At 37.1% G+C, this 1,867-nt stretch carries 2 protein-coding genes; both read right to left on the reverse strand.

Annotated features, from left to right (window positions below; all coding sequences use genetic code 11):
• Positions 1-1,030, reverse strand: a 1,030-nt coding sequence (locus tag AB4496_RS21610) for an alginate O-acetyltransferase AlgX-related protein (protein ID WP_372131922.1), incomplete at its 3' end; no start/stop codon positions are given.
• A gap of 14 nt (positions 1,031-1,044) precedes the next feature.
• On the reverse strand, positions 1,045-1,867 hold an 823-nt coding region (locus tag AB4496_RS21615; protein ID WP_372131924.1), incomplete at its 5' end, for an MBOAT family protein.

Raw genomic sequence — 1,867 nt, forward strand, 5'->3', positions numbered from 1 at the left:
CTGTGACAAAAACGTAATCCGGTTTCCATTCTTGAATTAACTGTTCGAGCGCTTGTGTACCTAAAAGTTTACTCCAGTTTTGCTTCAAGATATGGCTAAAGGTAGCTGTCATATAAGGAGCTAAAGCGTTCCCGTATGAATCACTTAACCATAATACTTTTTTGTTATTGAGTGCCTTTGGTGTTGTGATTAAGTACAGGTCATCCCTATGCCCATATAATGGTGCTGTGCCTTTGTATACCACCGAATCTTTGTTGTAATCACTTATGATATGACTTAACTGTAAATTGTTTGCTTCTGTTATTGGATTAGGATCAGAATATAGACTGCCAACTCGGAGAAATCTTGTAAGGTCACCATGGATATATGAATCATTCCGTATGACATTACTCCAATTAAGAGGAGGTAAAACTAGGCCTTCATTATTGATTCGTAACATAAACTCATTGAAAGCAACTCCCGCACCGTAATAATTCCAATGCGTATCAGTCTTGTAGTATAAATCTTGAGTATTTATAACGTCAGATATTGTATGCCTGATGTCGATGTAGATATCATTGTCATACAGCGTATGCGATATCGATTCGCTACTGGTTTTTGCCCATAGAGGTAGATATTCGTTGTAAATTGTACTCTTATTTGGCCCGACTAATATTTTATAGTCTGTAACACCGTTCTTTTGAAAGTACTTTTTCCAGAGTGTCTGTGATTCTATGATTACTGATGAGCGTTCCTGAACTTCTACAGTTTGAAAGCCTGTACGGTAAGCTGAAATTGTTTTTTGGTGGTCATCGCCTAAAAAGAACCACCCATCTTTCCCAACAACAACGGAGTTAGGTTTGATGCTTACCCCTAGAGGAACTAAATATGGGTTTATTTTCCCTTCAATAACATCAAGTGAATAAAGGAACTTTGTATTAGTTAGATTTTCCTTTGTAAATCCACCTGAAAAAATATTTACAATCGGCAGTATTGATAAAATAACACTGATTAATAAGAAAAATATTTTAATGTTGACTCTATTGTTCAATGAGATTTTCCTTATTAAAAGTTGAAATATAGAAACACACTTGAAGATGAGCTTCTGATAATGTAAATGGATGCTGCAAACAAAAAGGCCGCTGAAATCATTTTTCCGATCCCAACACCTCTTTGTATCAATTCATATGAATTAGTTTTAGACAATAGATAAAAAGAAAAAGAGATGGTAGAGAATGGGATTGCATTTACGGCTACCATATTAGGAAGAATACCAAATAGAAGGTCAAAATTAGTGCCAATCCATGACAATTTGTTAGAAGGTATTCCCTCTATTGGTTTGTCGATTAGATTGAGCCCGATCATACTAGATAATAGGTTTACGGCGGTTGTAAGGTTTTCCGCCCTAAAAAAGACCCATGTCATATTGATGAATATAAACGTTGTCAGCCAAGCTAACCATGTTGGCATGTTTCCGCCAACAGATTTCCATATTCTGTGCAATACGAGAGCCATGCCATGTAACGCTCCCCAGATAACAAACATCCAGCTAGCACCATGCCATAACCCACCAATTAGAAATGTAATGAAAAGGTTGCTGTAAGTCGTTAGTTCTTTTTTCTTACTCCCACCAAGAGGGATGTAAATGTAATCCTTAAGGAACCTTCCTAATGTTATGTGCCATCTACGCCAAAAGTCTTGGATATCTAATGATTTATAAGGCGAGTTAAAGTTGATTGGTAGCTTTATATTAAATAGCAACGCAGCACCCATCGCCATATCGCAGTAACCACTGAAGTCAAAGTACAACTGAAAAGAGTAGCTCAAGCTCGTTAGCCAAGCTTCGTAGAATGATAATGTCGCGGAGTTATAGAACCCTGCATCAGCC

Origin of the sequence: Vibrio sp. 10N.222.46.A1 (assembly GCF_041473595.1) — a bacterium.
GTDB lineage: Bacteria > Pseudomonadota > Gammaproteobacteria > Enterobacterales > Vibrionaceae > Vibrio > Vibrio tasmaniensis_A.